22 protein-coding genes, 2 tRNA genes and 1 pseudogene are annotated in these 22,667 nt (G+C 51.1%); 9 read left to right on the forward strand and 16 right to left on the reverse strand.

Translation table 11 applies throughout. From position 1 onward, the window contains the following. Positions 1-2: 2 nt before the first annotated feature. The gene (gene tonB, locus CKK19_RS14305; protein ID WP_032622462.1) at positions 3-725 is read right to left on the reverse strand and encodes a TonB system transport protein TonB; all 723 of its coding nucleotides are present in this window, start codon (positions 723-725) and stop codon (positions 3-5) included. A gap of 221 nt (positions 726-946) precedes the next feature. On the opposite strand from tonB, the gene CKK19_RS14310 reads away from it, so the two are divergent. Next, positions 947-1,243 carry a YciI family protein gene (locus CKK19_RS14310; RefSeq protein WP_003856755.1) on the forward strand — a complete coding sequence of 99 codons (297 nt, stop codon included), beginning with the start codon at positions 947-949 and terminating at the stop codon, positions 1,241-1,243. Positions 1,244-1,276: 33 nt separating this feature from the next. Here CKK19_RS14310 and leuE read toward each other — a convergent pair whose 3' ends face one another. The 4 genes from leuE to CKK19_RS14330 all read right to left on the reverse strand — a co-directional run bounded on the left by leuE (position 1,277) and on the right by CKK19_RS14330 (position 2,822). After that, positions 1,277-1,912, reverse strand: coding sequence for a leucine efflux protein LeuE (leuE, locus tag CKK19_RS14315; RefSeq protein WP_063853510.1), 636 nt, complete (start codon positions 1,910-1,912; stop codon positions 1,277-1,279). A 67-nt stretch (positions 1,913-1,979) separates the two neighbouring features. Next, complete coding sequence (locus CKK19_RS14320; protein WP_022648348.1) at positions 1,980-2,390, reverse strand: Exc2 family lipoprotein; 411 nt, start codon at positions 2,388-2,390, stop codon at positions 1,980-1,982. 11 nt (positions 2,391-2,401) lie between these two features. Next, positions 2,402-2,530: a KPN_01571 family protein gene (locus tag CKK19_RS25425; protein ID WP_209662595.1), complete on the reverse strand. Its 129-nt coding sequence runs from the start codon at positions 2,528-2,530 to the stop codon at positions 2,402-2,404. 118 nt (positions 2,531-2,648) lie between these two features. After that, positions 2,649-2,822 carry a YciY family protein gene (locus CKK19_RS14330; protein ID WP_017384232.1) on the reverse strand — a complete coding sequence of 58 codons (174 nt, stop codon included), beginning with the start codon at positions 2,820-2,822 and terminating at the stop codon, positions 2,649-2,651. A 143-nt stretch (positions 2,823-2,965) separates the two neighbouring features. Here CKK19_RS14330 and cls point away from each other — a divergent pair, with 143 nt between their 5' ends. Continuing rightward, the gene (cls, locus tag CKK19_RS14335) at positions 2,966-4,426 is read left to right on the forward strand and encodes a cardiolipin synthase (protein WP_225455165.1); all 1,461 of its coding nucleotides are present in this window, start codon (positions 2,966-2,968) and stop codon (positions 4,424-4,426) included. 33 nt (positions 4,427-4,459) lie between these two features. Next, complete coding sequence (locus CKK19_RS14340) at positions 4,460-4,789, forward strand: HI1450 family dsDNA-mimic protein (RefSeq protein ID WP_006810881.1); 330 nt, start codon at positions 4,460-4,462, stop codon at positions 4,787-4,789. Between the two features lie 31 nt (positions 4,790-4,820). Here CKK19_RS14340 and CKK19_RS14345 read toward each other — a convergent pair. From CKK19_RS14345 to CKK19_RS14375, 7 genes and pseudogenes are all read right to left on the reverse strand, one after another. Next, positions 4,821-5,689 (reverse strand): annotated as a pseudogene (locus tag CKK19_RS14345) (ion transporter). A 14-nt stretch (positions 5,690-5,703) separates the two neighbouring features. Further along, positions 5,704-6,708, reverse strand: coding sequence for a murein tripeptide/oligopeptide ABC transporter ATP-binding protein OppF (oppF, locus tag CKK19_RS14350; protein ID WP_022648351.1), 1,005 nt, complete (start codon positions 6,706-6,708; stop codon positions 5,704-5,706). Then, positions 6,705-7,718, reverse strand: coding sequence for an ABC transporter ATP-binding protein (locus CKK19_RS14355; RefSeq protein WP_063853511.1), 1,014 nt, complete (start codon positions 7,716-7,718; stop codon positions 6,705-6,707). The genes oppF and CKK19_RS14355 overlap by 4 nt, the downstream gene beginning before the upstream one ends. A gap of 11 nt (positions 7,719-7,729) precedes the next feature. Beyond that, positions 7,730-8,638: an oligopeptide ABC transporter permease OppC gene (gene oppC / locus CKK19_RS14360; protein ID WP_015570372.1), complete on the reverse strand. Its 909-nt coding sequence runs from the start codon at positions 8,636-8,638 to the stop codon at positions 7,730-7,732. Between the two features lie 12 nt (positions 8,639-8,650). Then, positions 8,651-9,571 (reverse strand): oligopeptide ABC transporter permease OppB, encoded by a 921-nt coding sequence (gene oppB / locus CKK19_RS14365; protein WP_003856738.1) that lies wholly within the window; start codon positions 9,569-9,571, stop codon positions 8,651-8,653. Between the two features lie 82 nt (positions 9,572-9,653). Further along, positions 9,654-11,285, reverse strand: a complete 1,632-nt coding sequence (gene oppA, locus CKK19_RS14370; RefSeq protein WP_023300277.1) for an oligopeptide ABC transporter substrate-binding protein OppA — start codon at positions 11,283-11,285, stop codon at positions 9,654-9,656. Between the two features lie 769 nt (positions 11,286-12,054). Beyond that, complete coding sequence (locus CKK19_RS14375; protein WP_017384236.1) at positions 12,055-12,702, reverse strand: YchE family NAAT transporter; 648 nt, start codon at positions 12,700-12,702, stop codon at positions 12,055-12,057. Positions 12,703-13,182: 480 nt separating this feature from the next. Here CKK19_RS14375 and adhE point away from each other — a divergent pair, with 480 nt between their 5' ends. Next, positions 13,183-15,864, forward strand: coding sequence for a bifunctional acetaldehyde-CoA/alcohol dehydrogenase (gene adhE, locus CKK19_RS14380; protein ID WP_063853512.1), 2,682 nt, complete (start codon positions 13,183-13,185; stop codon positions 15,862-15,864). A gap of 68 nt (positions 15,865-15,932) precedes the next feature. On the opposite strand, the gene tdk is transcribed toward adhE, so the two are convergent. Next, complete coding sequence (gene tdk, locus CKK19_RS14385) at positions 15,933-16,547, reverse strand: thymidine kinase (protein ID WP_032622434.1); 615 nt, start codon at positions 16,545-16,547, stop codon at positions 15,933-15,935. A gap of 550 nt (positions 16,548-17,097) precedes the next feature. Here tdk and hns point away from each other — a divergent pair. Next, positions 17,098-17,511: a histone-like nucleoid-structuring protein H-NS gene (gene hns, locus CKK19_RS14390; RefSeq protein ID WP_003856724.1), complete on the forward strand. Its 414-nt coding sequence runs from the start codon at positions 17,098-17,100 to the stop codon at positions 17,509-17,511. A gap of 201 nt (positions 17,512-17,712) precedes the next feature. On the opposite strand, the gene galU is transcribed toward hns, so the two are convergent. The 3 genes from galU to rssA form a co-directional block, all read right to left on the reverse strand. After that, on the reverse strand, positions 17,713-18,618 hold the full coding sequence (gene galU / locus CKK19_RS14395) for a UTP--glucose-1-phosphate uridylyltransferase GalU (protein ID WP_022648355.1): 906 nt from the start codon (positions 18,616-18,618) through the stop codon (positions 17,713-17,715). Positions 18,619-18,817: 199 nt separating this feature from the next. Continuing rightward, the gene (rssB, locus tag CKK19_RS14400; protein WP_225455166.1) at positions 18,818-19,831 is read right to left on the reverse strand and encodes a two-component system response regulator RssB; all 1,014 of its coding nucleotides are present in this window, start codon (positions 19,829-19,831) and stop codon (positions 18,818-18,820) included. A gap of 89 nt (positions 19,832-19,920) precedes the next feature. Beyond that, positions 19,921-20,823 (reverse strand): patatin-like phospholipase RssA, encoded by a 903-nt coding sequence (rssA, locus tag CKK19_RS14405; protein WP_022648357.1) that lies wholly within the window; start codon positions 20,821-20,823, stop codon positions 19,921-19,923. A 113-nt stretch (positions 20,824-20,936) separates the two neighbouring features. Between rssA and CKK19_RS14410 the strand changes: the two genes are divergently transcribed. From CKK19_RS14410 to CKK19_RS14425, 4 genes are all read left to right on the forward strand, one after another. Then, complete coding sequence (locus CKK19_RS14410) at positions 20,937-21,401, forward strand: YchJ family protein (protein WP_022648358.1); 465 nt, start codon at positions 20,937-20,939, stop codon at positions 21,399-21,401. 41 nt (positions 21,402-21,442) lie between these two features. Then, on the forward strand, positions 21,443-22,285 hold the full coding sequence (gene purU, locus CKK19_RS14415) for a formyltetrahydrofolate deformylase (RefSeq protein WP_003856715.1): 843 nt from the start codon (positions 21,443-21,445) through the stop codon (positions 22,283-22,285). 157 nt (positions 22,286-22,442) lie between these two features. After that, positions 22,443-22,527 (forward strand) — tRNA-Tyr (locus CKK19_RS14420). Between the two features lie 34 nt (positions 22,528-22,561). Then, positions 22,562-22,646 (forward strand) — tRNA-Tyr (locus CKK19_RS14425). Positions 22,647-22,667 lie beyond the last annotated feature (21 nt).

Raw genomic sequence — 22,667 nt, forward strand, 5'->3', positions numbered from 1 at the left:
TTTTATTCCATCTGTGCCCCGCCGTTCAGGCGGAAGACAATATTTACAATCAACCCATTGCCGGGTTTACCGGCTTCATAACGCCACCTGCGCATGGCCGATTTAACTTCGCGTTCAAACATATTCGCCGGCTGTGCGGACAGGATTTCCACGTTATCCACACGTCCATCAGCCGTAACGTCGAATTTCACCCGTACACGCCCTTCAATACGTAACGCCTGAGCACGTGCCGGATACTGCGGCTGGTTACGGCTCAGCGCGCGCGGGCCCGCTGGCGCCGTTACCGTCGGTTTTGTCGCGGTCGTGGTGTTACTCATCAGCGGACGTGACGGGGCGGCATTTTCAACCGGCTGCGTGGTGCGTGGCTCAACCGGACGCACTTCGCGTTTCGGACGCTCTTCCACCTTTTTGACCGGCTTGGGTTTTGGCTTCGGTTTAGGTTTCGGCTCTGGCTTATGGATCACCACCGGCGCTTCTTTTGGCGGTTCAGGAATCGGCTCGGGTTCCGGCTCGGGTTCAACAACGGGCTGTGGCGGCGGCGGCGCAACCTGCGGCGGTTCAAGATCCGCGGGCGATACCATGGTCACAGAAATTGGCTGCGCTGGCGCTGGCATTTCAATAACCTGATGAACCGAGGTATAGAGCAGACCCGCCACGACAGCACCGTGAATAACGACGGAAAGCAGCGTCGGCCATGGAAAGCGGCGAGGTAAATCAAGGGTCATCGAAGTCATAATCATCAACGTTAAAAAACCGAACCTCGATTTTAAATGCAAATAGCAATCATATTCAATAAGACACTTTGTCCTGGCGCAATTTAAGCGTATAAGAGGGCAAAAAAGGGGCATCCAGATCAGGGTTTTAACATTGTTATTATCTTTACATTGCAGTCATTTGTGCTTTCACATAACGTAAATGTCACTTTTACCGGTTAAGGAGCTTTGCCGTGCTTTATGTGATTTACGCTGAAGATGTACCTGATTCTCTGGAAAAACGTCTTTCCGTTCGCCCTGCCCATCTGGCGCGTTTACAGCTGCTACAGGATGAAGGTCGGTTGCTGACCGCAGGCCCGATGCCTGCCGTTGACAGCAACGATCCGGGAGCAGCGGGTTTTACCGGCTCCACGGTGATTGCCGAGTTTGAATCTCTGGAAGCCGCGCAGGCCTGGGCAGAAGCAGACCCGTACGTCGCAGCCGGCGTGTACGAGAAAGTCACGGTTCGCCCGTATAAAAAAGTGTTCTGAAATGAAAGGCTCCCTCGGGAGCCTTTTCTTCATTCAGTGCAGCGACGCCAGCCTCGCCGCAAATCCAACAAACAGCAGGCCTATCAACCCGTTCCCCAGCTTCGCCAGTTTCTTTTTGGTTTTCAGATAACGCGTGACAAACGCGCCTGAGAAAATCAGGAAGCTCATGTACATGAAGCTGATCAGCTCAAGTGTGGTGGCGAGGATCAGGAACGACGTGCCGGTATTCTTCGCATTGACATCAATGAACTGCACGAAGAACGATACGTAAAAGAGAATCGCTTTCGGGTTCGTCAGGCTCAGCACCAGCGAACGCTTAAGGATCGCGCTTGCCGGTTCGGCGCTACTTTCGTGCGCATTTTTTTGACGTGTCAGAACGGACCAGAGCATTTTTCCGCCAAGCCACAGCAGATAAAACGCCCCAAGATAGCGGACAATATTAAATAATACCGGAGTGGTCTGGATCAACGCGGCGACGCCCGCCCAGGCCAGAAACATCAGCACGGCATCACCAATAAACACACCGGTGGCTGCCAGATAGCCTTTCTTAACGCCGTGGCCAATCCCTGTTTTCAGCACAAACAAGGTGTTCGGTCCTGGAACCAGCACGATAAAAAATGCGCCGACAACATAGGTCCAGAAATTCAGTACACCAAACTCCGCAAACACGTCTCACTCCTTTTGCTCAAAAACAGCGGGGATACCGGTAATTACGGTATCCCCTGAATCAGTTGCGCTATTGTACGCCGTTATAACCATCAAGATAAGTCGCGGCCAGTTCGTTACCAAATAATATGGCGTCTTTACTGTCCATGTCCGAAGACCATTTATCCTTCGCGTTGCCTGCGTACAATTCCTGCGACTTCGCATTTTCTTTCAGCTGATCGCGAATGCTTTGCGCGTATTCACTGGCTTCAGCCTGAGTCCGCCCTTCCGCACGGTCAGCTTTGCCCCGGGCATAAAGCTCGCGGAACTGCGCTACGTTCAGGTGATAATTTTTCTGCACGCTGGAGGTGTAATTGCCGCCAGTAAAGCTGGACTGATGCGACACGAAATAAAACGCGTGCCGTTCGGGTGAGGTTTTGCTACTGGCACAACCGCTTAATACTGCAATCCCGAAGAGTGCTGCCATCACTTTTACGTTCATCCTTTTTTCCTTTAATAAAGCCAATGTATTCCCCACGCAAAAACATAATCTGCCAATGAGGAAAATGACGAAAGTCCTAAACCTTCCCTGAGCGCATCCAGCGCCAAAAGTGCAATAAAAATCCAGAGATAAGGATTCATCTTTTAATATCATGACGTTATGGGGACGTAGTATATCGTGGAAAGCAGACGGGAGGAGACTGCAAAAATTGATAGTCTGGATGTTTAATGGGCACCTTTACGGTGCCCCTCATGCTTTTCAGATATCCTGGACCGCGAACAGCAGCGCGTTACGGTGTCTGTTCAGGCCACATTTTCTGATGGCGTGGATACGCATATTGCGGCGGGATTGTGCTTCCAGCCAACGAGCCTTACGACGACTCACCTGTCGCAACATGCGCCAGCGCCCTACTTCAGTTCTACTGCGCTTCATGTCTACAACTCTTTCTCTAACAGAGATGCCATTATATGCCTAAGCAGGCGGCAAACCAGCGCTTTTATCTGCCGTTTTTATTTGCCAGATGAATCCTGATGCGTAAACTCATAACAATACGCTTTCAAAAGGATTTTTTATTTATGACAACCTTCTACACCGTGGTGAGTTGGCTGGTCATTTTAGGATACTGGCTGTTAATTGCCGGGGTGACGTTGCGCATTCTGATGAAACGCAGAGCGGTGCCTTCCGCCATGGCCTGGCTTCTGATTATCTACATTCTGCCGCTGGTGGGCATCATCGCCTATCTCTCTTTCGGTGAACTTCATCTGGGTAAACGCCGGGCCGAACGCGCCCGTGCCATGTGGCCCTCCACGGCAAAATGGCTTGCCGACCTTAAAGCCTGCAAGCATATCTTCGCCGAAGAGAACAGCAGCGTGGCCGCATCTTTGTTCAAGCTGTGCGAACGCCGCCAGGGCATTGCTGGGGTAAAAGGCAATCAGCTGCAACTGATGACCTCTTCCGATGACGTGATGCAGGCGCTGATCCGTGATATCCAGCTCGCCCGGCATAATATCGAGATGGTGTTTTATATCTGGCAGCCGGGCGGCATGGCGGACCAGGTCGCCGAATCGCTGATGGCCGCTGCACGTCGCGGTATCCACTGCCGCCTGATGCTGGACTCTGCCGGCAGCGTGGCCTTTTTCCGTAGCCCGTGGGCAGGCATGATGCGCAACGCCGGTATCGAGGTGGTCGAGGCGCTGAAAGTGAATCTTATGCGCGTCTTTCTGCGCCGCATGGATCTTCGTCAGCACCGGAAAATGGTTCTGATCGATAACTATATCGCTTACACCGGCAGCATGAACATGGTCGACCCCCGCTTCTTTAAACAGGATTCCGGCGTGGGGCAATGGATCGATTTGATGGCTCGCATGGAAGGCCCGGTGGCAACCTCTATGGGCATAGTCTATTCGTGCGACTGGGAAATTGAAACCGGTAAACGCATTCTTCCCCCGCCGCCGGATGGCAATATCATGCCGTTTGAGGAAGCCAGCGGGCACACTATCCACACTATCGCCTCCGGTCCTGGCTTCCCGGAAGATCTGATCCATCAGGCACTGCTTACCGCCGCGTACTCCGCGCGGGAATATCTGATCATGACCACGCCCTATTTCGTCCCCAGCGACGACCTTCTGCACGCCATCTGTACAGCAGCACAGCGCGGAGTGGATGTGAGCATTATTATGCCGCGCAAGAACGATTCGCTGCTGGTCGGGTGGGCAAGTCGCGCGTTCTTTAGTGAGCTGCTGGCCGCGGGCGTTAAAATCTATCAGTTCGAAGGCGGTCTGTTACACACCAAGAGCGTGCTGGTAGACGGAGAGCTGAGCCTGGTGGGTACCGTCAACCTCGATATGCGCAGTCTGTGGCTGAATTTAGAAATAACGCTGGTCATTGATGACGCCGGTTTCGGCGGCGATCTGGCGGCGGTTCAGGATGATTATATCTCCCGCTCACGCCTGCTGGACGCCAGACTGTGGGCGAAACGTCCGCTGTGGCAGCGAATTGCCGAACGACTGTTTTACTTCTTTAGTCCGTTGCTGTAAAACGTGCCCAACGATGTTTAACAGGTAGTCATCATGGAAATGGATCTGAACAATCGCCTGACCGAAGACGAAACGCTCGAACAGGCCTACGATATTTTTCTCGAGCTGGCGGTCGATAATCTCGACCCTGCTGACGTCATTCTTTTCAACCTGCAATTTGAAGAGCGTGGCGGTGCTGAGCTGTTCGATCCGTCTGAAGACTGGGCCGAACACGTCGATTTTGATCTCAACCCGGACTTCTTCGCTGAGGTGGTAATTGGCCTGGCAGATGAAGACGGCGGAGAAATTAACGACATCTTTGCCCGCGTCCTGCTGTGCCGCGAGAAAGACCATAAGCTGTGCCATATTCTCTGGCGCGAATAATAAAAAAGGCTGCCCGCGCAGCCTTTTTTATTTAATCCGGCAAGGCATTTCCACAGCGGTGACAAAACCGCGCCCCGGGTTCATGATTTCCCTGCTGACAATTCGGACATTTGCGTTGCTGCTTGCTGTTCTGGAAGGCGCTGCTCATATGGGTGGTAATTAGCCCCGTCGGTATCGCTATTACCGAATAACCGATCAGAATAAGAATCGATGCCACAATACGTCCGAGCGGCGTATGCGGTGTAATATCGCCATAGCCCACGGTGGTCACCGTGACGATAGCCCAGTAAACCGACGCATTAAGCGTGGTAAACCCGTATTTTGGCCCTTCGATTAAATACATCAGGGAGCCAAAAACGATCATCACGATAGCAATAAACGAATAGAAGAGAATAAGCTGGTGGCGGGCGCTGACAATGGCGACCCAAAAAACCCTCAGCGACGGCATAAAGCGCAGCAGCTTCAGAATTCGTAACACACGAATCGCCCGCATTGCGCGCCAGGCAAACACATAATTCAGGCTGATCTCAGGCCACAGCCACATGACATACAGCGGCAGGATAGTGGCTAAATCAATAAATCCCCAGAAGCTGAAAACGTATTTCGCCGGATTTGGCCAGCTAATGACCCTCAGCACATACTCTGCGGTAAACACCAGCGTGACGATCAATTCCAGCCAGACAAAAACGTGCCACTCCTCATACGTCATGTGGTACTGCGTTCCGGCACCGGATTCGATAAAGATAATAATGACGCTAATCAGCGCAAATAAGCCACACAGACCCTCGAAACGGCGACCGGAAACCGTTTCTGGATCAAATAAAAGGTGATAAAGCCGCTGACGGGCCGACGTGAATAATCGCGACACATTAACCTCTAAAAAATAAGGGCTGACATCATGTCAGCCCTTGCGATTATAACGGGTCTACTTTCAGGCAGGAAACCGCATGTCGGAAACTGCCCTCCAGAACCGGCCGTGTTTTTGCACATTCCGGCCCGGCTATTGGGCATCGCGTACGGAATACGCAGCCTGAAGGCGGGTTGATTGGCGAAGGCAGTTCACCTTCCAGAAGCTGAATGGTTTTATTTTTTTCCAGATCGGGATCCGGAACGGGAACCGCAGACATCAGCGCTTTGGTATAAGGGTGCAGCGGATTATGGTACACCTCATCATACGTGCCCAGTTCCACGGCGTGGCCCAGATACATGACCAGCACACGGTCTGAAATGTGTTTTACCACCGCCAGATCGTGGGCGATGAAGATCAGCGACAGCCCCATTTCCCGTTGCAATTTCTGTAGCAGGTTAACCACCTGGGCCTGGATGGAAACGTCCAGCGCCGAAACCGGCTCATCACAGATAATCAGTTTCGGTTCAAGGATCAACGCGCGTGCGATACCGATACGCTGGCACTGACCGCCGGAAAACTCGTGAGGGTAGCGGTTGATGAGGTTAGGCAACAGACCCACCTTCAGCATCATCGCTTTCACCCGATCGCGAACTTCCTGGCGCGGCATCTTCGGATGATAGGTGCGCAGCGGCTCGGCAATGATTTCGCCAATGGTCATACGCGGATTCAGGGACGCCAGAGGATCCTGGAAAATCATCTGGATATCACTGCGCACATTGCGCCATTCATCCGGCTTCATCCCCAGCAGATCTTTGCCAAGCCAGGCCACTTTCCCGTCGGTGGCTTTCACCAGGCCGATGATCGCACGCGCAAATGTCGACTTGCCGCAGCCGGATTCGCCCACCACGCCCAGGGTCTCCCCTTCGTACAGGCGTAGCGTAACGCCATCCACCGCTTTCAGGGTTTTGGCAGGCTGCCAGAACCACTGTTTACCGTCTTTGATATCGAAATGGACCTTCAGGTCAGCGATTTCGAGCAGCACATTTCTTTTTTCGTCGATTGCGTTCATACCAGCTCCTCCAGCGGCTTAAAGCAGGCGCGTAGACGGCCTGGGGCAAACGCTTCCAGCGGCGGTGCGCTGTTACAGATTTCCATCGCATGCGGACAGCGTGGCTGGAACGGGCAGCCTTTTGGCAAACGCAGCAGGTTTGGCGGGTTGCCCGGGATAGTCAGCAGCGACTCCCCTTCCGCATCGAGGCGCGGTACGGCATTCAGCAGCCCGATAGAGTACGGGTGGGCTGGCTGGTAGAACACATCGCGGGCATTACCGTATTCCATCGTGCGGCCTGCATACATGACTAACACTTTGTCGCAGATCCCGGCAACGACGCCTAAATCGTGGGTGATCATGATGATGGCGGTGTTGAACTCACGCTTCAGCTCGTTCAGCAACGTCATGATCTGCGCCTGGACGGTCACGTCGAGAGCGGTGGTTGGTTCATCAGCGATCAGCAGTTTTGGCCGGCAAAGCAATGCCATCGCGATCATGACGCGCTGACGCATACCGCCGGAGAACTCGTGCGGATACATGCGCATGCGCTTGCGTGATTCAGGCATTTTCACCGCATCCAGCATTTTGACGGACTCTTCAAACGCTTCGGCTTTGCCCAGCCCCTTGTGGAGCATCAGCACTTCCATCAGCTGTTCACCCACCCGCATATAGGGGTTCAGGGAGGTCATCGGATCCTGGAAAATCATTGAAATCTGCTCGGCGCGCAGCTTGTTCAGCTCATGTTCCGGCAAATTCAGGATCTCTTTCCCGTTAAACGTCGCCGAACCCCCTATCACGCCGTTTGATGCCAGCAGGCCCATCAGCGCGAATGCGGTCTGGGATTTACCGGAACCGGATTCGCCCACAATGCCCAGCGTTTCACCGGCACGCAGGTCGAAGTTGAGATCGTTAACGGCAGTCACATCACCGTCGGGGGTTTTAAACGTCACGCGGAGGTCTTTAACGTCCAGCAGTGCGCTGGTCCGCTGTTGCGCCTGTGGCGCGGTTGCCGTTTCAATAATGGTCATGACGGCGCTCCTTAACGGTCTTTCGGGTCGAGGGCATCACGCAGGCCATCGCCGATAAAGTTGAAACAGAACAGGGTGACGACCAGGAAGCCCGCCGGATACAGCAGTAACCACGGTGACACTTCCATGGAGTTTGCGCCGTCACTTAACAGAGCGCCCCAGCTACTCAACGGCTCTTGCGTACCTAATCCCAGGAAGCTCAGGAAAGATTCAAACAAGATCATACTTGGCACCAGCAGGGAGGCGTATACCACCACCACGCCCAGCACGTTAGGAACGATATGACGCACCACAATATTGGCGGTAGAAACGCCACCAACCTGTGCGGCTTCGATAAACTCCTTACGTTTAAGGCTCAGCGTCTGGCCGCGCACAATACGCGCCATATCCAGCCAGGACACCATCCCGATCGCCACGAAGATCAGCAGGATATTTTGACCAAAGAAGGTCACCAGCAGAATGACGAAGAACATGAACGGGAAGGAGTTCAGGATTTCAAGCATACGCATCATCACGGAGTCCACTTTCCCGCCGAGGTAACCGGAAAGCGAACCGTAAAGCGTGCCGACAATTACCGCCACCAGCGCCGCTGCGATGCCAACCATCAGGGAGATACGGCCGCCAATCGCCACACGCACCAGCAAATCACGCCCGGAGGAGTCGGTACCGAAATAGTGCCCGGATTCCATATCCGGCGCGCTGGACATCATGCCCCAGTCCGTATCGAAATAGGTGAACTGAGAGAGCATTGGCGCAAGGGTTACGAAAAGCGCGATAAGCACCAGCACGACCAGGCTGGCAACGGCGGCACGGTTATGCATAAAACGACGGCGGGCGTCCTGCCAAAGGCTACGACCTTCGACCTCCAGCTTTTCACTGAAGTTTTCCAGCGCCTCGCTGTTTTTCTTACTCAACATCATGGCGTGCTCCAGTTAGTAACGGATTTTCGGATCGATAACGGCATACAGCACATCGACAACGGCATTAAACAGAATGGTCAGCGCGCCCACGAGGATCGTCAGGCTCAGCACCAGCGAATAGTCTCGGTTAAGCGCCCCGTTAACAAACAACTGCCCGATGCCCGGCAGGCCATAAATGGTTTCAATCACCATTGAACCCGTAATAATGCCGACGAATGCAGGACCCATATAGGAGAGCACCGGTAACAGTGCAGGCTTGAGAGCGTGACGGAAAATAATCCGGCGCATCGGCAACCCTTTCGCTCGGGCGGTACGGATAAAGTTCGAATGCAGGACTTCAATCATTGAACCACGCGTAATACGGGCGATACTGGCAATGTAGGCCAGAGATAATGCCACCATCGGCAATATCATGAACTTCAGCGCCCCGCCATTCCAGCCGCCCCCGGGCAGCCATTTAAGGGTTATCGCGAATATCATGACCAGCAACGGCGCGACAACGAAGCTGGGGATAACCACCCCGGTCATTGCGACCCCCATTACGGCGTAATCCCATCGGGTATTTTGTTTTAGTGCGGCGATAACGCCCGCAGTGACACCGAGAACAACGGCCAGGATAAATGCAGCAGCCCCTAATTTAGCCGATACCGGGAAGCTGGACGCCACCAGGTCGTTAACGGAATAGTCTTTATATTTGAATGACGGACCAAAATCACCGTGTGCAAGTTGCTTCAGATAGTTGAAGTACTGCGTAGTGATAGGATCGTTTAAATGATATTTCGCTTCGATGTTGGCCATAACTTCTGGCGGAAGCGTGCGTTCACCGGTAAAAGGACTGCCCGGCGCAAGACGCATCATAAAGAAGGAAATTGTAATTAGAATAAATAACGTTGGAATCGCTTCAAGACAGCGACGCAGGATAAATTTCAACATTGCCCGTACCTTCTGGCGTGTGCCTGATGAATGTTACAAAATAGACACAGTGGGGCAAGCTCGCTCGCCCCACGTATTGCCATTAATGCTTGATAATATAAAGATTCTTAACGGAAATATTATCCAACGGGTCTTTACCGGTATAACCCCCTACCCATGGTTTCACGAGGCGGGCGTTAACGTAGTAGTAAACCGGAACGATCGCAGAGTCTTTATCGAGCTGTTGTTCTGATTTCGCATACAGATCGGCGCGCTGGGCGTCATCTGCCACTTTCAGGGTATCGCCAATCAGCTTATCAAACGCCGGGCTCTTATAGTGTGCGGTATTGTTCGAACTGTCGCTGAGCATGGTGTTCAGGAATGAGGTCGGTTCGTTATAATCCGCACACCACCCTGCACGTGCCACGTCAAAGGTTCCCTGATGGCGCGTATCGAGGAAGGTTTTCCATTCCTGATTTTCCAGCTTCACGTTCACGCCGAGATTTTTCTTCCAGATTGACGCGACGGCAATAGCCAGTTTTTTATGCAGATCGGAGGTGTTGTACAGCAGACTAAACGTCAGCGGCTTGTCGGCGGTATAGCCCGCTTCAGCCAGCAGCTTTTTCGCTTCTTCATTACGTTTTTCCTGGGACCATTTGAACCATTCAGGTTCAACCAGCTTCATACCGTCGGTGTAAGGCGGGGTGTAGCTGTAAGCCGGCAGGTCGCCCTGATTCTTCACTTTATTCACGATAATGTCGCGATCCAGAGCCAGCTTCAGTGCAGTACGAACACGTACGTCGGTGAACGGTGCTTTCTGGTTGTTAATTTCATAATAGTAGGTGCACAGATACGGATCGACGTGCACTTCTTTCGGGATCTCTTTTTTCAGCTTCTGGAACAGTTCAATCGGCATGTTGTTATAGGTCATGTCGATTTCGCCGCTGCGGTAGCGGTTTACGTCCGTTACCTCAGAAGAGATTGGCAGGTAGGTGACCTGATTGATAACCGTCTTGGCATTATCCCAATACTGCGGGTTGCGCTCCAGCACCATACGCTCGTTAACGACCCAGTCCTTCAGCTTATATGCACCGTTGGTCACGATATTCGCAGGCTGCGTCCATTTTTCACCAAATTTTTCTACCGCGGATTTTGGTACCGGAGAAACGGACGGGTGAACCAGCAACTTATAGAAGTACGGAACAGGTTCGCTCAACGTCACTTCAAAAGTGTTGGCATCGATGGCTTTTACGCCCAGGTCGGTTACTGGCTTTTTACCCGTGATGATGTCATCAATATTGGCGATATGGCCATACTGGAGGTAACTCGCGTACGGGGAGGCGGTATTCGGATCCGCCAGACGCTGCCAGCTATAGACGAAATCTTCGGCGGTAACCGGCGTACCGTCAGACCATTTGGCATCTTTACGCAGATGGAAGGTCCAGACTTTAAAATCTTTGTTGTCCCATTTTTCCGCCACGCCCGGAGCCGGGTGGCCGTCTACGTCAGTCACCAGCAGACCTTCAAACAGATCGCGGTTAACGTTAGACTCTGGAACACCTTCAATTTTGTGCGGATCAAGAGACTGCACTTCCGCACCGTTATTACGTACCAGCGTTTGCTTCTCAGCCAGCTGAACACCAGCAGGAACGTCCGCAGCCATTGCAGCGTTGCCCGCGATTAGCGCAGTTAAAATCCCCGCCGCTACCAGACTTTTTTTTGTGATGATGGACATTGTGTTGATACTCCACTCATTATTATGACTGGCCTTCGCCAGTTGTGTAATCCCCTGTTGGGGCCTGTACAGCGCAGGAGTTTTTTTTGCTGCTGTCAGGTTCTTTTTTTACTTCTTGCTATCATCGACTTCATTATTACTGACCGCTCGTACGGCGATCTTGCGTCGATTCTTTACACCTCTCCCCTGTCAGTGAGGTGTGCTGGAAAGCTTAAGTGAGGTCTATATGAAAATAGTTCTCATCAACTTGTTTAATGCCGCAAAATATAAGGCCGGAAAGTACCAAATGGTGCCAACTCTCGCCAATACATTTTGCAAATTTGTTAAGCATTTCTCTTTTACGGAGTCAGGCGTAGCTATGCCGCCGACCACCTTTCACGCCAAAAACAAGTAAAACCCTTACAATACATTCAGTTGTAGAGTTCTCTCGTGACTGGTGCAATGACATGACAAATTCGAACGATTTTTCACGAAAATTTAACATCTGGTTATTATTTAGCACATTCGTCTGGGTCAGCGTCGAAATTACTAATATCATTTCGGTTATCTGTCAGCAAGCCCCAGAGTATCATGTGAGTAAAATAACAGAGCGTTTGAAGGATTTATGGGCAGAGAAGCAAACTGAAAATAAACAACCTCTTGAAAATCAACAAAAGAGGGTTATTAGTAGAACTTATTATGGCTGGTGCGTATTTCAACTTTATTTATATGATTTGCTGATATTCACGTAAAAAAACGGAGCCGCTGGCTCCGCTCTTTCAAACGAAAGTCAGTGTACTAATCCGGGGAATATACTTTTTATACCGGTAACGATAAATTCGATGCCTAACGCCATTAACAACAGACCCATGATACGGGTAATCACGTTGATGCCCGTTTGTCCCAGCAAGCGAACCAGCCATGGCGCCATACGAAATACGCCCCAGCAGCAAAGTGCGAACAGGGCAATGGCGACAGAGAAGCCAATCAGGTGCATCAGGCTGTGATAGCGTGTTCCCCATACAATGGTAGAGCTGATTGCCCCCGGGCCCGCCATCAGCGGCAGTGCCAGTGGCACCACGCCGATGCTCTCGCGGATAGCTGTCTCTGATTTTTCCTGCTTATTCTGTTTATCCTCCCCCAGCTTGCCGCTGATCATCGACATGGCAATCGTCACCACCAGGATCCCGCCTGCTATTCGGAACGAATCAATCGAGATGCCGAAGACCTGAAGAATGGCGTCCCCCAGATAAAGAGACGTAAGCAAGATAATCGCCACCGACAGGTTTGCCGTCAGGTTGGTTTTATTTCGCGCGGCGGCTGTCTGATAGCTGGTCATACTGATGAAGACAGGGATAATCCCTACCGGGTTGACCAGGGCAAACAAGCCAATAAAAAACTTGAAATATGTAGGGAAATCAAAGAGCGTTTGAATCACATTAAGCTCCGCAATTGAGCATGGTCAGGGAGAGACAGCGTGTAATGATAAATCCGCGCTGAAGATACGCTTTTTAGCCGCACACTTCACCAGAAATCTGTTCTAAAACGTTATCAATTCATGATGTTAAACATTTGTATAATCAATGATAGCGCCACTTCCAATAGTTACTTAATTATTTAACACTGGAATAATTAGCACAAAATAACCCTGCTGAAAGGTATCAGCTTAGGACAAAATTGATCTTGATCATAATTTTCGTACTCAGAAGTGAGTAATCTTGGTTACGCCGCCAGGGAGATCACCTATCAAAAAGGTATGATGCTAAGGTAAGGCTCTTTTAGTAAATTAGTGAGCGGAAGCAGTGAGTAATCCTTTGTTTTACTGTGTGTTACGCAAGTGGGATCGGCTCTGACTATACTGTCAGACGTATCGAGCGCTGGTTTACTAAAAGAGTTTAAACATTATCAGGAGAGCATTATGGCTGTTACCAATATCGCTGAACTGAACGCCCTCGTCGAGCGCGTGAAAAAAGCCCAGCGTGAATATGCCAATTTCACCCAAGAACAGGTTGATAAAATCTTCCGCGCGGCCGCTCTGGCTGCTGCAGATGCTCGAATCCCTCTCGCTAAAATGGCCGTTGCCGAATCCGGTATGGGTATCGTTGAAGATAAAGTGATCAAAAACCACTTTGCTTCAGAGTATATCTACAACGCCTATAAAGATGAGAAAACCTGCGGTGTGCTGTCAGAAGACGACACTTTTGGCACCATCACTATCGCTGAACCCATCGGCATTATTTGCGGTATCGTTCCAACCACTAACCCAACCTCTACCGCCATCTTCAAATCTCTTATCAGTCTGAAAACACGTAACGCAATCATTTTCTCCCCGCATCCACGTGCGAAAGACGCCACCAACAAAGCAGCGGATATCGTGCTTCAGGCTGCCATTGCTGCGGGTGCGCCAAAAGATCTGATCGGTTGGATCGACCAACCTTCTGTTGAACTGTCCAATGCCCTGATGCATCACCCGGACATTAACCTAATCCTGGCGACCGGCGGTCCTGGTATGGTTAAAGCAGCATACAGCTCCGGTAAACCAGCCATCGGCGTAGGCGCAGGTAATACTCCTGTTGTGATCGACGAAACGGCAGATATCAAGCGTGCAGTTGCCTCTGTGCTGATGTCGAAAACCTTCGATAACGGCGTTATCTGTGCATCTGAACAGTCTGTTGTCGTGGTTGATTCGGTATACGACGCCGTTCGTGAACGTTTCGCCAGCCACGGCGGCTACCTGTTGCAAGGTAAAGAACTGAAAGCCGTTCAGGACGTGATTCTGAAAAATGGTGCACTGAACGCAGCTATCGTAGGTCAGCCAGCGTATAAAATCGCTGAACTCGCCGGCTTTAGCGTCCCTGCTTCCACCAAGATTCTGATTGGTGAAGTGAAAGTCGTTGATGAAAGTGAGCCGTTTGCTCACGAAAAACTGTCCCCGACACTGGCAATGTACCGTGCGAAAGATTTCGATGACGCGGTAGAAAAAGCAGAGAAGCTGGTGGCGATGGGCGGTATCGGCCACACCTCTTGCCTGTACACCGACCAGGATAACCAGCCAGAGCGTGTTGCTTACTTCGGTCAGAAGATGAAGACGGCACGTATCCTGATCAACACCCCTGCTTCTCAGGGTGGTATCGGTGACCTGTATAACTTCAAACTCGCACCTTCCCTGACTCTGGGTTGTGGTTCCTGGGGTGGTAACTCCATCTCTGAAAACGTTGGTCCAAAACACCTGATCAACAAGAAAACCGTTGCTAAGCGAGCTGAAAACATGTTGTGGCACAAACTTCCGAAATCTATCTACTTCCGCCGCGGCTCTCTGCCAATCGCGCTGGACGAAGTGATTACTGATGGCCACAAACGTGCGCTCATCGTGACTGACCGTTTCCTGTTCAACAATGGCTATGCAGACCAGATCACCTCTGTTCTGAAAGCGTCTGGCGTCGAAACTGAAGTCTTTTTTGAAGTTGAAGCTGACCCAACCCTGAGCGTTGTACGTAAAGGCGCTGAACTGGCTAACTCCTTCAAACCTGATGTGATCATCGCACTGGGTGGCGGTTCCCCAATGGACGCCGCGAAAATTATGTGGGTCATGTACGAGCATCCGGAAACCCACTTCGAAGAACTGGCGCTGCGCTTTATGGATATCCGTAAACGTATCTACAAGTTCCCGAAAATGGGCGTGAAAGCGAAAATGATCGCCGTCACCACCACTTCCGGTACCGGTTCAGAAGTGACGCCATTTGCTGTTGTGACTGATGACGCAACGGGTCAGAAATATCCGCTGGCTGACTACGCACTGACGCCAGATATGGCTATCGTTGACGCCAACCTGGTCATGGAAATGCCGAAATCACTGTGTGCGTTCGGTGGTCTGGATGCGGTAACTCACGCCCTGGAAGCTTACGTTTCCGTACTGGCTTCTGAGTTCTCTGACGGTCAGGCTTTACAGGCACTGAAACTGCTGAAAGAAAACCTGCCAGCTTCTTACAACGAAGGTGCGAAAAACCCTGTAGCTCGTGAACGTGTACACAGTGCGGCAACCATCGCGGGCATTGCATTTGCTAACGCCTTCCTGGGTGTCTGTCACTCCATGGCGCACAAGCTGGGTTCACAGTTCCACATTCCTCACGGTCTGGCGAACGCCCTGTTGATCAGCAACGTTATCCGCTATAACGCCAACGACAACCCAACCAAGCAGACTGCATTCAGCCAGTACGACCGTCCGCAAGCTCGTCGTCGCTACGCTGAAATCGCAGACCACCTGGGTCTGAGCGCACCGGGCGACCGTACTGCAGCGAAGATCGAGAAACTGCTGGCATGGCTGGAAAGCCTGAAGGCTGAACTGGGTATTCCTAAATCTATCCGCGAAGCAGGCGTTCAGGAAGCTGACTTCCTCGCTCACGTAGATAAGCTGTCTGAAGATGCATTCGATGACCAGTGTACTGGTGCTAACCCGCGCTACCCACTGATTTCCGAACTGAAACAGATCCTGCTGGATACCTATTACGGTCGTAACTTCACTGAAAGCGATGTCGCTGCCGTAAAAGTTGACATCCCCGCAGTTGTAAAGGCTGACAAGAAAGCGAAGAAAAATGCTTGATTGACAGTGTGAAAAAAACCCGCCGCTGGCGGGTTTTTTTATATCTGAGGATCCGTAAGACATTTTTTTTATTTGCGATTGTCGCCCTGTAACGCCGTCAGCGAGCCTACAGCCAACGCCTCTTTATAATGCTTGCGGCAGACCGAGACATAACGTTCATTGCCACCTATCACCACCTGCTCGCCATCAGCATAAGGCTTACCCGACTGGTCCAGGCGAAGAACCATACTTGCCTTGCGGCCACAAAAGCAGATAGTTTTCAGCTCAACCAGCTTATCCGACCAGGCGAGCAGATACTGGCTACCGGCAAATAACTCACCGCGAAAGTCAGTGCGTAATCCATAGCAAAGAACGGGAATATCCAGCTCATCAACGACCTCTGAAAGTGCATGGACCTGCTCACGGGTCAGGAACTGGCTTTCATCTACCAGCACGCAATGGACAGGCTTAGAGGCATGCTGGGCACGAATGTCCTCAAGCAGGTCCGTTTCAGGGTTAAACAGCCTTGCAGGCGACGAGAGCCCTATTCTTGAGCTTACCTTCCCTGCCCCAAAGCGATCGTCGATTTCGGCGGTATAAACAACGGTACGCATCCCCCGCTCCTGATAATTGTATGAGGATTGCAGTAACGCCGTCGATTTCCCTGCATTCATTGCCGAATAGTAGAAATAAAGTTGTGCCATTGGCCGAAGAACCCTAATCAATGTGTAATATTCCCGATGGATCATTGTACCATATTTTGTATTGTCATCAGCGGCGGGCTGCGTGCTCCAGGCTGTTCTGCACCAATAAACTCTTCGTTGATAGCGCAAAATAATGCGTTAAAACAGACAGTAAAGGCTTTTAGCACGGACAATAAGGCGAGCTCGACACCGGAGATAACACTTCTTTTTATAGTGGCTTCTGCAATCTTTAAAATTCACTATTTATTAACTATTCTTCTGTTCGCTGCGCTTAGCCGGAGTAATACGAAAGGCTGATATTTATCAACCGCAACTATAATTCCTGAGGTAAAAGTCACAAAACAAACATGCAAATGACGCGCTTTTGCCGTTTGAAACGATATCTCATCGCCCCAGCAAACAATGAAATTTAAGTTAGCGTAATTAATAATAGCGTCATTAATTTTGTATTTTTTGAATTCCTTACATTCCAACCTATTGCACAAGTGAAATTAACGCTCTATTATTAGGACAACAAACCCACCCCCATTATAAGTTTGAGATTACTACAATGAGCGAAGCACTTAAAATTCTGAACAACATCCGTACTCTTCGTGCGCAGGCAAGAGAATGTACCCTTGAAACGCTTGAAGAGATGCTCGAAAAATTAGAAGTTGTCGTTAACGAACGTCGTGAAGAAGAAAGCGCAGCAGCGGCTGAAATCGAAGAACGTACACGTAAACTGCAACAGTATCGCGAAATGCTGATTGCCGATGGTATCGATCCAAACGAATTGCTGAACAGCATGGCTGCGGCCAAAACCGGTACCAAAGCAAAACGCGCAGCACGTCCTGCTAAATATAGCTACATCGACGAGAACGGCGAAGAGAAAACCTGGACCGGCCAGGGTCGTACTCCTGCTGTAATCAAGAAAGCTATGGACGAACAAGGTAAACAACTGGATGACTTCCTGATCAAGGATTAATCTGGAAAGATTCTGAAAAATCCCGCTTAATGCGGGATTTTTTATGCCCATAATATACCCCGAACATCTCCTTACATTCTGTCATATTGCCAGGCTCACTATTTAACGTCCTTGACAATCTCCAGCCAATTACGGATCGACAGGCATAAAAAAACCGGTGGGCATCGCCACACCGGTCTTGTTCACTGGTCCGTGAGTTTATTACTTAATACCCACGCTACCTTTGAGCCAGGCTTTAAATTCTTCACCCAGGCTGTTATGGCGAATGCCATATTCGACGAATGCCTGCATATAACCGAGCTTATTACCGCAGTCATGGCTCTTACCTTTCATGTGGTAGGCTTCCACGGTCTCTTTCTCGATCAGCATATCGATAGCATCCGTCAGCTGGATTTCATCGCCCGCACCCGGAGGCGTTTTGGCCAGCAGCGCCCAGATTTCAGCACTCAGTACGTAACGGCCAACGACAGCAAGGTTAGACGGCGCGACGTCCGCTTTAGGTTTTTCAACAACGCCAACCATTGGTACGCTTTCACCAGGTTGCAGGGCAACACCTTTGCAGTCAACCACACCGTAAGCAGTCACATCGTCGACTGGCTCAACCATAATCTGGCTGCTGCCGGTTTCGTCGAAGCGTTTAATCATTTCCGCCAGGTTTTCCTGGGAAAGATCGGACTCATACTCATCAAGGATCACGTCGGGCAGAATAACCGCGACCGGCTCATCACCCACTACCGGATGTGCACACAATACTGCGTGCCCCAGGCCCTTCGCCAGGCCCTGACGAACCTGCATAATGGTAACGTGTGGAGGGCAAATAGACTGCACTTCCTCCAGCAGCTGGCGCTTTACGCGTTTTTCCAGCATTGCTTCGAGTTCGAAACTGGTATCGAAATGGTTTTCGATAGAGTTTTTAGATGAATGCGTCACCAGTACAATTTCGGTGATACCTGCCGCAATACACTCATTCACGACATACTGGATTAATGGCTTATCAACCAGAGGCAGCATCTCTTTTGGGATTGCCTTCGTCGCTGGCAACATCCTGGTACCCAATCCCGCCACCGGGATAACGGCCTTTCTGACTTTCGAATTTAGGGCAGCCATTGAAATTCTCCTGAACTGTTCAAGTTTTGAACTTTTATGCATTGAATAACGCGTTGAGTATACAGTCTCAGCCACTAATACGGGTCTGAAAAGAACGCGTTGCCGATCAATTAAGACAAATACGCATGAAACTTGCAGCGATAGTAGCACTGCCAGCAAAAACACAGGTAAAGCAATCTGAAAAATAAAATCTGACTGCTTACTCCGTGGACAACATTAAGCGTAACCGCCCACCGGCACCCCAAATTTGGCACTGCCAGGTGGTGCAGCGATGGCTAATTTGATTAAGGTAAGTATTACCCAACGTTCCCAACGGCACACCGTTACTCACCTGTATATGGTGTTCGCCGGTATTCAGCGTGGCATTTAATCCAGCAGAGACCAGAATAAGGTTATTCAACCCGCTGTGATAATAGCCAACCAGAAGCGGGAACTGCCCCGGCAAATTGGCCTGGCGAAAAAGTTGGTTGACCTGTTTTAGTAAACTGCCTAACTCAGGAAGTCGTTGCCCCTGATGGGATAATTGTTCCTGTAGCAATCCATTAAACAGCGCACGGAGTAATAAGGCCGCCAGAACGCCGTTATCTCCCGCTCGGGTAACATCCAGGCAATAAAAAGCGAGGTCGGAATCTGATAGCGGCGCAATATCCAGCACCAGTCCAGGCTGGTCAGCCGCTACCAGCTGGCGATAATTTACTCTGCAATGAGAGATATTTTGCTGCACCGGCGGCTGAAGTTCCTGAAGCAGCTTCGCGGCCGCGAGCGGATTACTGACTAAAGCATCCCAGTCCTGGAAAAGACGTTCTTCTTCTTCCACCCGGGAATTAAACATATTGGGATACAGGCAGGCCAACACCGTTTCACGCAGTCGGTTTAAATCTTTAACCGGTTTGAGCAGGATATCCTGCACACCCAAACGCAACGCCTTAGCAATATCCGCCATATTTTCGGTCGCCGAGATCACCAGTATCGGTGTCTGATAACCTTCGTTACGCAGGTTCTCCACCAGCATTAATCCGTCCATGCGCGGCATCTCGAGATCGCAGATCATCAGATCTGGCGCCATGCTGGCCATTTTTTCCAGTGCCTCGACGCCATCTTCGGCAAGGGACGTGGTTGCACCCAGTGAGGATAACCACGAATCCAGTAGCGATCGGAAAACGGGCTCGTCTTCTACTATCAAAATATGTTTTCCGGCCAATGGCTGTGTCATGGTTCCTCCCCTGGCTGACAGTTACTCAATAGTGGCATGCTATTGGTACTATCGCCTGTCAGATTTTGCTGAAGTAATCAAAAAAGTGCTTAACGTGCTGTACGCACAAAAGGCAACAGTTCATCTATTTTCTTTTCGACGGCTAACGAGCCCGCTGCTATGGCGGCCTCAGCCCGGTGGAAATCAAGGGTAGAGATTTGTGGACAATAGGGCTGAATAAGAATATCCGGAGGATCGCCAGCCATACGGTTTCGCTTCAGGCGATTCTCAAGAATTTGAATGGAGGTCGTCATGATTTCAATGGCGTTCGGCGCGGTCACCGTGCGACGGGCAGTCAGGCGCCCTATTCTGCCGCGTAAACGCGCATGCCAGGCAAGTTTCTCTTCTTCCGCATCATCGCTCTGAAGATTAACCGGCATCAAATCCTGCTGCATAAGGTGAGCGTCGTGCTGTAAATCAACTGCAATGACGATATCTGCCCCCATGGCGCGCGTCAGAGAGATGGGCACAGGATTCACCACGCCGCCATCAACGAGCCAGTAGCCATTATGAGGCACAGGCGCCATTAACCCAGGCATGCTACAGGATGCGCGAACGGCGAGATGAATATCCCCTTCGGTGAGCCATAACTCCCTGCCAGTACTGAGGTTGGTTGCAACGGCGCCGAAAGGCATTTGGCAGTGGCTGAAGTCAGCGAGGGGCATTATCTTACGAAACTGATTGAATACGCGTTCGCCGCGCAGCAGGCCGCCACGCTGCCAGGAGAGATCCATCAGGCGCAGTACATCCCAGTAACTAAAGGAGCGCACCCAGCTTTCAAGCTGCGGGAGCTTACCGCAGGCGTACGCGGATCCGACCAGCGACCCGATAGAACATCCTGCGACAATATCAACGTCAATCCCCATCTGGTTTAAGGTATTGATAACGCCAATATGTGACCAACCCCGGGCTGCACCTGAGCCCAACGCCAGTCCAATTTTTACCTTTCTCATTAGCCCTGTTTTACTTCCCCTGGATTCCCGCCATAGCGTCAACGCACCTGCTCAGTTAACATATTGCTACCTTAAGCGTTTAACGCCTTATTTTTTGTTCCAGGAAGAGAATCGTGTCTCAACTCTGCCCCTGTGGTAGCGCTCTGGAGTATAGCCTATGTTGCCAGCGATATCTTTCTGGCGAGCAGGTTGCACCAGACCCGTCACACCTTATGCGCTCGCGGTATACTGCTTTTGTGATCAAAAACGCAGACTACCTGATTAAAACCTGGCATCCGTCCTGTGATGCTGCCGATTTTCGGCAAGAGATTGAAGCCGGATTTGCCAACACCGTCTGGCTGGGCCTTACCGTCTTTGATGCCGCTCCCGGCCGCGATGCCAACGAGGGCTATGTCAGTTTTGTCGCCCGCTTTAGCGAACAAAACAAACCCGGCGCCATCATTGAACGCTCACGGTTCTTAAAGGACAGCGGGCAATGGTATTATATTGACGGCACACGTCCGCAATTCGGTCGTAACGATCCCTGCCCCTGTGGTTCAGGAAAAAAATTTAAAAAGTGTTGCGGCAGTAATGCCTGACAACTCAGACTTCGCAAATACATAAACAGGATTTCCCGGCGATGCAATCATTACAACGTAAAGTTCTGCGCACTATCTGTCCCGATCAAAAAGGACTGATCGCACGAATTACCAACATTTGCTACAAGCATGAACTGAATATCGTGCAGAACAACGAGTTCGTTGACCACCGTACCGGTCGCTTCTTTATGCGTACCGAGCTGGAAGGTATTTTCAACGACACAACCCTGCTTGCCGATCTGGACAGCGCCCTGCCGGAAGGCTCGGTGCGCGAGCTAAACCCGGCGGGTCGTCGCCGCATTGTCATTCTGGTCACCAAAGAGGCGCACTGCCTGGGCGATCTGCTGATGAAAGCCAACTACGGTGGCCTGGACGTCGAAATTGCCGCCGTCATTGGCAACCACGAGACGCTGCGTACGCTGGTTGAACGTTTCGACATTCCGTTTGAACTGGTCAGCCATGAAGGTCATACCCGCGAAGAGCACGACAACCTGATGGCTGCTGCGATTGAAGCGCATAACCCGGACTACGTGGTGCTGGCAAAATACATGCGCGTGCTGACGCCATCCTTCGTGGCGCGCTTCCCGAACAAAATTATCAACATCCACCACTCCTTCCTGCCAGCCTTTATTGGCGCGCGTCCGTATCACCAGGCATACGAGCGTGGGGTGAAGATCATTGGCGCAACCGCGCACTACGTGAATGATAATCTGGACGAAGGCCCAATCATCATGCAGGACGTGATCCACGTGGATCACACCTACACGGCAGAAGATATGATGCGAGCTGGCCGTGACGTTGAGAAGAACGTACTGAGCCGTGCGCTTTATCAGGTACTTGCTCAGCGCGTCTTTGTGTACGGCAACAGAACGATTATTCTTTAATCCTTCGGAAAATGAATTGATTAGCTTTACGCCTTTACGGATAAAAAGCAGGCAAACAGCTTCATTTTCCTAAAGGAATGCTTTACAGGGGCGTCTCATTTGATATGATGCGCCCCGCTTCCAACAGGAAGCAGGCCAGTTAAAAGCATTACCCCGTGGTGGGGTTCCCGAGCGGCCAAAGGGAGCAGACTGTAAATCTGCCGTCATCGACTTCGAAGGTTCGAATCCTTCCCCCACCACCATCTCCAGCTTTACCTCAAAATATGAATTACCCCTGGTGGGGTTCCCGAGCGGCCAAAGGGAGCAGACTGTAAATCTGCCGTCATCGACTTCGAAGGTTCGAATCCTTCCCCCACCACCATCACTTCCAGATTCTTTAGCA

Origin of the sequence: Enterobacter sp. CCUG 70166 (genome assembly GCF_020224095.1) — a bacterium.
Lineage (GTDB): Bacteria > Pseudomonadota > Gammaproteobacteria > Enterobacterales > Enterobacteriaceae > Enterobacter > Enterobacter intestinihominis.

Excerpts from the sequence above, each read along its gene's own strand:
- rssB (WP_225455166.1), bottom strand. The coding sequence starts at position 19,831 with ATGACACAGCCATTGGCCGGAAAACATATTTTGATAGTAGAAGACGAG.
- tonB (WP_032622462.1), bottom strand. The coding sequence starts at position 725 with ATGACCCTTGATTTACCTCGCCGCTTTCCATGGCCGACGCTGCTTTCC.
- oppA (WP_023300277.1), bottom strand. The coding sequence starts at position 11,285 with ATGTCCATCATCACAAAAAAAAGTCTGGTAGCGGCGGGGATTTTAACT.
- CKK19_RS14355 (WP_063853511.1), bottom strand. The coding sequence starts at position 7,718 with ATGACCATTATTGAAACGGCAACCGCGCCACAGGCGCAACAGCGGACC.
- hns (WP_003856724.1), top strand. The coding sequence starts at position 17,098 with ATGAGCGAAGCACTTAAAATTCTGAACAACATCCGTACTCTTCGTGCG.
- CKK19_RS14320 (WP_022648348.1), bottom strand. The coding sequence starts at position 2,390 with ATGAACGTAAAAGTGATGGCAGCACTCTTCGGGATTGCAGTATTAAGC.
- purU (WP_003856715.1), top strand. The coding sequence starts at position 21,443 with ATGCAATCATTACAACGTAAAGTTCTGCGCACTATCTGTCCCGATCAA.
- oppF (WP_022648351.1), bottom strand. The coding sequence starts at position 6,708 with ATGAACGCAATCGACGAAAAAAGAAATGTGCTGCTCGAAATCGCTGAC.
- galU (WP_022648355.1), bottom strand. The coding sequence starts at position 18,618 with ATGGCTGCCCTAAATTCGAAAGTCAGAAAGGCCGTTATCCCGGTGGCG.
- rssA (WP_022648357.1), bottom strand. The coding sequence starts at position 20,823 with ATGAGAAAGGTAAAAATTGGACTGGCGTTGGGCTCAGGTGCAGCCCGG.
- CKK19_RS14340 (WP_006810881.1), top strand. The coding sequence starts at position 4,460 with ATGGAAATGGATCTGAACAATCGCCTGACCGAAGACGAAACGCTCGAA.
- CKK19_RS25425 (WP_209662595.1), bottom strand. The coding sequence starts at position 2,530 with ATGAATCCTTATCTCTGGATTTTTATTGCACTTTTGGCGCTGGATGCG.
- adhE (WP_063853512.1), top strand. The coding sequence starts at position 13,183 with ATGGCTGTTACCAATATCGCTGAACTGAACGCCCTCGTCGAGCGCGTG.
- oppB (WP_003856738.1), bottom strand. The coding sequence starts at position 9,571 with ATGTTGAAATTTATCCTGCGTCGCTGTCTTGAAGCGATTCCAACGTTA.
- CKK19_RS14330 (WP_017384232.1), bottom strand. The coding sequence starts at position 2,822 with ATGAAGCGCAGTAGAACTGAAGTAGGGCGCTGGCGCATGTTGCGACAG.
- tdk (WP_032622434.1), bottom strand. The coding sequence starts at position 16,547 with ATGGCACAACTTTATTTCTACTATTCGGCAATGAATGCAGGGAAATCG.
- oppC (WP_015570372.1), bottom strand. The coding sequence starts at position 8,638 with ATGATGTTGAGTAAGAAAAACAGCGAGGCGCTGGAAAACTTCAGTGAA.
- cls (WP_225455165.1), top strand. The coding sequence starts at position 2,966 with ATGACAACCTTCTACACCGTGGTGAGTTGGCTGGTCATTTTAGGATAC.